We start from the raw sequence: 5,713 nt of genomic DNA, 5'->3' as shown, positions 1-5,713 counted from the left end.
AGTTTGTTTGTTGCCCCAAATGTGCAACTGATTGATACTCCTGCATTTCCAAAAGAGATTTTTGATGGGGCGAACGCTGCACGCAATTTATTAACCGATCTACAAGACCGCCGTGATGTCAATTGGGCGTTTATCTCACCGCCTGCACTACTTGGTGTCACTGCTGGCTATAGCGAAGAGCGTACAGGCGAATATCGCTTGGGCGATGATAATTTGCTTATGAATGGTGATGTACCTGCTGGCATTAGTGTCGCAGATTTGGCGATTGCAATCAGCGACGATGTAGAAAATAAAGCACATTTGCACAAGCGTTTTACGGTGGCAAGTAAGTAATTGAATAATCAATAAAAAATGGTCAATTTTGCTAGTATCATTTGCAAAATTGACCATTTTTGTTTTTAGGTAGTTTGAAAACTCTTACCAATCCCTATCTTTAAAATACTCTACCAAAAAATCCACCAACGCTCGCACTAGGGGCGGCAATTTATGCCGAGACGGATACAGCAAAATGCGGATCTTGGTTACAAAAATGTAAGGTTTCAGTAACGCTGACAAAGATTTTTAAGGATTCTAGGCGGTTCATAGTTAATTATTCATTTTGTGCTTTTTGCCATTTATAAGCACAATAGCTACACATTGGGAAACTATCCATGTCTTCGGGAGTTATCGTGTCATGGCAAAACTGGCATTCAAAGCGAGAGATTTTATTACTGCAATACATACAGAAACCTTCATCATATAAAAAAGTTTCTTCATAGCAATTAGGACATCTACTTACAGGCAAATCTCCACCATCTTTAATCGCTAGATGGATTTCGCTTCCATATTTTTCATAGATAAATTGTTCTACAAAATTTTGATAACCATCTTTAAGTTCATCAAATAAATCAAATGCTTCTTCATCTAAATAATTAGCAATAAATTTATTAATGATTAAGAATGTATCAAAAATCATCATTTTTAATTCATCATAATTATTATCTTTTGTATCAAAATAATGCTCTATATCATTTCTATAATTTTGAATTTTTTCAATCTTTTTCCAATCAACATCAATATTAAGAGATAAAAATCTTTCTTTAATTTGTCTTACATCTAGTGTTGATTTACCATTTCCTCTCCATTGAATTTGACCGTTAATATATACAGGAAGTACTTTTGTTTTAATTAGTACTTCATCTGAGCCTGGTGGACTCAATTCAACTAATTTATATTTAAATAATAAAAGCATTCCTGCATAAAGATTTCTAACACAAGATAATATGCGTTTTTCATCTTCTGAGTTTAAATCTTCTAAACCCATAATAATAGAATCAACAGCATTTTGTAAAATACTCATCTTTTACTCCAACCAATCTTCAAATTTAAGCCCATCCACTCGTTCAAACTCTTTTACATTATGGGTTAATAAAATCAACTCTTGGGCAACGGCTTGCCCTGCAATCAACACATCATAAACGCCAATCGGTGTGCCTTTTTGTTTTAAATCGGCACGGATTTTCCCTGCATGATACGCGTCTTGTTGGGTAAATGGCAAAATTTCAAATGGTAACTGTTCCAAAGTGCGTAAATTATCCTGCACTTTTTGGCTGTTATACGCCCTAAATACTAATTCAAAATACACCATGCTGGACAATACAAAATCACTTGGCTGATATTGGCGGATTTTGTTGATGATATTGGCTTGTCGTCTGCTGATGGCAATCACCATATTGGTATCTTATCAGCTTTTTTTGGTTTTCCAAGTGGTTTAATTATACCAATTTATTGAACTTGAATTGTCAAACTAACTGCAACGCCTTTTGATAATAAACCTCATAAGGTGTTCGCCAATTTAAACATTTTCTAGGTCGCAGATTAAGTCTAGCTGTACCGGTACAATTAGCACGCATTGAGTTTGGGCAACAGTTGGCACAGCGTTTGGGCGCCGCAGTTGGTGATTGAGCATGATGACAAGTGGCTTGTTGTACCAAATCAAGCCTTGTATGGTGATGAGCAAGCATTACTTGAATACCTAGAATAGTTTAATGAGAAAAACGGTGCGTGATGTGCCGTTTTTTACCACTCAAAACCCCAAAATCACCTTGCCCAAATCCTGTATCAATGCGATAATAAGCAGTTAAGCCTTTATTGTCATAAACCAAAAACAGGAAACTCATGGCTCAATATATCTACACCATGAACAAGGTGTCAAAAATTGTTCCCCCAAAGCGTGAAATCCTAAAAGACATCAGCCTATCATTTTTCCCGGGTGCCAAAATCGGTGTTCTCGGTCTAAACGGTGCTGGTAAATCAACGCTACTACGCATCATGGCAGGCGTGGATACCGAGTTTAGCGGTGAAGCCCGTCCACAAGCAGGTATCAAAGTCGGCTATCTACCCCAAGAACCACAGCTAGACCCAAATAAAGACGTGCGTGGTAATGTCGAAGATGGCGTGCGTGAAGCGCTGGATGCGCTAGCTCGCCTTGACCAGATTTATGCTGAATATGCTGAGCCTGATGCGGACTTTGATAAGCTTGCCGCCGAGCAGGGCAAGATGGAAGACATCATCCAAGCATGGGATGCGCACAACCTAAACACCCAGCTTGAAAAAGCCGCCGACGCACTACGCCTACCACCATGGGATGCGGATGTGTCCAAGTTATCAGGTGGTGAGAAGCGCCGTGTTGCACTGTGCCGTCTGCTATTGTCCAAGCCTGATATGCTACTACTTGACGAACCGACCAACCATTTGGATGCAGAATCAGTGGCATGGCTTGAGCGTTTCTTAAAAGACTATTCAGGTACGATTGTGGCGATTACCCACGACCGCTATTTCCTTGACAATGTCGCTGAGTGGATTTTGGAGCTTGACCGTGGCTATGGCTACCCATATCAAGGCAACTACACCGAGTGGCTAGAGCAAAAGAACAAGCGTCTAGAGCAAGAGCAAAAGCAAGAAGAAGCCTTTGCCAAAGCCCTAAAACAAGAATTGGAATGGGTGCGTAAGAACCAAAAAGGTCAGCAAGCCAAGTCCAAATCTCGTCTAGAGCGTTTTGAGGAGATGAACTCCCGTGAATTCCAACAACGCAACGAAACGGCAGAAATCTACATTCCACCAGGGCCACGCCTAGGTAATAAAGTGATTGAAGTGAATAACATTTCAAAATCATTTGGCGACCGCCTATTGTACGAGAACCTATCATTCACCGTGCCACCGATGGCAATCGTCGGTATTATCGGTCCAAATGGTGCGGGTAAAACCACGCTGTTTAACATGATTTGCGGTAAAGATACCCCTGATACCGGCACGGTCGAAGTGGGCGAGAGCGTCAAAGTCGCCTATGTCGGTCAGGTGCGTGATGAGCTTGATGACAATAAGACTGTGTGGGAAGAAGTGTCTGATGGGCTTGATATGATTACGGTTGGTGAATACACCACGCCAAGCCGTGCTTATATCGGCCGCTTTAATTTCAAAGGTCAAGACCAACAAAAACGCGTCGGTCAGCTATCAGGCGGTGAGCGTAACCGCCTACAGCTTGCCAAGACACTCAAGCAAGGGGCGAATGTTATCTTACTTGACGAACCATCGAACGACCTTGATGTCGAGACCTTGCGTGCACTAGAAGATGCGGTACAAGTATTCCCGGGTACAGTGATGGTGGTCTCGCATGACCGCTGGTTCCTTGACCGTATTGCCACGCATATCCTGGCATTCGAAGAAGAAGGCCCTGTGTGGTATGATGGCAACTACACCGAGTACGAAGCCTACCGCAAAAAGATGCTTGGTGCGGATGCAGGTCCTAAGCGTATGAAATATAAGAAGATTGGTGGCTAAGCCATTGATTGCAGAGACGACAAGTCGGATGGCTTGTCGTTTTTTATGCGTCAATTCAGTGGAATATGTCTTATAAAGTCCACTCAAATCCATAAAAACAGTTAAAAATTAGTGAAACCAAGCTCGCTTTTGCAGTATAATCAAACTCATCAACCAAAAAAGGACGCAATTATGACACAGCTAAATATCGGCATCATGGGTGCATCAGGTCGTATGGGGCGCATGCTGATCCAAGCAACATTGGATAATCCAAATACCGCACTAAAAGGGGCATTTGTCCGCAGTATCTCAAGCTTGATCGGTGCCGACTCTGGCGAGTTCATCGGTGTCGCCAAGACAGGCGTACCTTTGGCGACGCTTGATTTGACTGGCGTGGATGTGCTGATTGACTTTAGCTTACCAGAAGCGCTCGATGAAGTGCTTGATGCTTGTGTGGCAAACAAGGTGCCACTCGTGATGGGCGTGACAGGATTGAGTGCCGAACAAGAAGCCAAGCTTACTGACGCCAGTCAGTACATCGCCATCGTCTATGCTGGCAACTACTCTACGGGCGTAAATCTGTCGCTGAATCTACTTGCCACGACTGCTCGTGTGCTTGGACTGGATGCTGATGTCGAGATCATCGAACATCATCACAAGCACAAGATTGATGCGCCATCAGGCACAGCACTGATGATGGCAAAAGCTGTCGCCGATGCCCGTGATCAGCACCTGCCAAACGCACTCGTGTATGGTCGCCACGGCGCTGCCAAGCGTGAAAAAGGTGACATCGGTATGCATGCCATCCGTGGTGGTGAGATCATCGGCGAGCATACGGTGGAGTTCATCATGGATGGTGAAATCATCGCCATCACGCACAAAGCCCAAAGCCGTGCCACTTTTGCCACGGGCGCAGTGCGAGCAGCGCAGTGGGTGGCAGCACAGCCAGCAGGCTTATATAACATGAAAGATGTGCTTGGTCTGAACTAAGCTTGGCAAACCAAGCCGTCAAAGCTATAGAAAAACCAAGTTTGATCATCAAGCTTGGTTTTGTTTTAATCACCAAAGCTGCATAAGTTTATCAAATTTTGGACTAAGAATTTGGCGGTAAATTGCCAAAAAATTTGCTATGCTAATAGCACAATAATCACATCTAGGGAGTTTTTATGAAAATCGCCAAAAATATCACTGAACTTGTTGGCAACACACCGCTGGTTGAGCTGTCTAATCTTACCGCAGGGCTGAAAGCGCGTGTGGTCGCCAAGCTTGAATATTTTAACCCTGCAAGCTCGGTCAAGGACCGTATCGCCCTTGCGATGATTGATGATGCCGAAAAATCAGGTCAAATCACCAAAGACACCATCATCGTCGAAGCGACCAGTGGCAACACAGGCATCGGTCTTGCGCTCATCTGCGCCGCTCGTGGCTATAAGCTTGTCATCACCATGCCTGAGAGTATGAGCCTTGAGCGTCGTGCGCTGCTGCGTGCTTATGGCGCTGAGCTTGTTTTGACACCTGCTGCCGAAGGGATGGGCGGTGCGATTGCCAAAGCCAATGAGCTGGCAGCACAAGACGGCTACTTTATGCCACGCCAATTTGACAATCTTGCCAATCCACAAGTGCACCGTGACACCACTGCCCAAGAGATTTGGAACGATACCGATGGGCAAGTGGATATCTTGGTCGCAGGCGTGGGTACGGGCGGTACGATTACAGGCGTTGGCGAAGTGTTGAAAGCCAAAAAAGACAGCGTACAAGTCGTCGCCGTCGAGCCACAAGCATCGCCAGTGCTGTCAGGTGGTCAAAAAGGTCCACACCCCATCCAAGGCATCGGCGCAGGCTTTGTGCCAGCGGTGCTAAATACCGAGATTTATGATGAAGTTGTGACTGTGACCAATGACGATGCCTTTAAGGT

The 5,713-nt window shown here is 44.3% G+C and carries 7 protein-coding genes; 5 read left to right on the top strand and 2 right to left on the bottom strand.

Annotation, left to right across the window (positions count from 1 at the left end; genetic code table 11):
- The coding region (locus Q0N89_RS09655) for an NAD(P)-dependent oxidoreductase (protein ID WP_367178566.1) at positions 1-333 on the top strand (333 nt) is incomplete at its 5' end.
- Between the two features lie 256 nt (positions 334-589).
- Here the strand turns inward: Q0N89_RS09655 and Q0N89_RS09650 are convergent.
- Positions 590-1,339, bottom strand: a complete 750-nt coding sequence (locus Q0N89_RS09650; RefSeq protein WP_294035857.1) for a hypothetical protein — start codon at positions 1,337-1,339, stop codon at positions 590-592.
- Positions 1,340-1,342: 3 nt separating this feature from the next.
- The gene (locus Q0N89_RS09645) at positions 1,343-1,711 is read right to left on the bottom strand and encodes a type II toxin-antitoxin system VapC family toxin (RefSeq protein WP_294035855.1); all 369 of its coding nucleotides are present in this window, start codon (positions 1,709-1,711) and stop codon (positions 1,343-1,345) included.
- 186 nt (positions 1,712-1,897) lie between these two features.
- Between Q0N89_RS09645 and Q0N89_RS09640 the strand changes: the two genes are divergently transcribed.
- The 4 genes from Q0N89_RS09640 to cysK form a co-directional block, all read left to right on the top strand.
- Positions 1,898-2,023 carry a hypothetical protein gene (locus Q0N89_RS09640; protein ID WP_294035859.1) on the top strand — a complete coding sequence of 42 codons (126 nt, stop codon included), beginning with the start codon at positions 1,898-1,900 and terminating at the stop codon, positions 2,021-2,023.
- A gap of 134 nt (positions 2,024-2,157) precedes the next feature.
- Positions 2,158-3,819, top strand: coding sequence for an energy-dependent translational throttle protein EttA (gene ettA, locus Q0N89_RS09635; protein ID WP_294035853.1), 1,662 nt, complete (start codon positions 2,158-2,160; stop codon positions 3,817-3,819).
- A 171-nt stretch (positions 3,820-3,990) separates the two neighbouring features.
- Positions 3,991-4,788 (top strand): 4-hydroxy-tetrahydrodipicolinate reductase, encoded by a 798-nt coding sequence (gene dapB, locus Q0N89_RS09630; RefSeq protein ID WP_294035851.1) that lies wholly within the window; start codon positions 3,991-3,993, stop codon positions 4,786-4,788.
- Between the two features lie 176 nt (positions 4,789-4,964).
- Positions 4,965-5,713 (top strand): cysteine synthase A (cysK, locus tag Q0N89_RS09625; RefSeq protein ID WP_294035849.1); only part of this gene is annotated, 749 nt, incomplete at its 3' end.

The organism is uncultured Moraxella sp., assembly GCF_945873075.1.
GTDB lineage: Bacteria > Pseudomonadota > Gammaproteobacteria > Pseudomonadales > Moraxellaceae > Moraxella.
This window is presented reverse-complemented; position numbering and strand designations above follow the sequence as displayed.

Bases quoted from the DNA above. Each gene is read 5' to 3' on its own strand.
- ettA (WP_294035853.1), top strand. From the start codon at position 2,158: ATGGCTCAATATATCTACACCATGAACAAGGTGTCAAAAATTGTTCCC.
- Q0N89_RS09645 (WP_294035855.1), bottom strand. From the start codon at position 1,711: ATGGTGATTGCCATCAGCAGACGACAAGCCAATATCATCAACAAAATC.
- Q0N89_RS09650 (WP_294035857.1), bottom strand. From the start codon at position 1,339: ATGAGTATTTTACAAAATGCTGTTGATTCTATTATTATGGGTTTAGAA.
- dapB (WP_294035851.1), top strand. From the start codon at position 3,991: ATGACACAGCTAAATATCGGCATCATGGGTGCATCAGGTCGTATGGGG.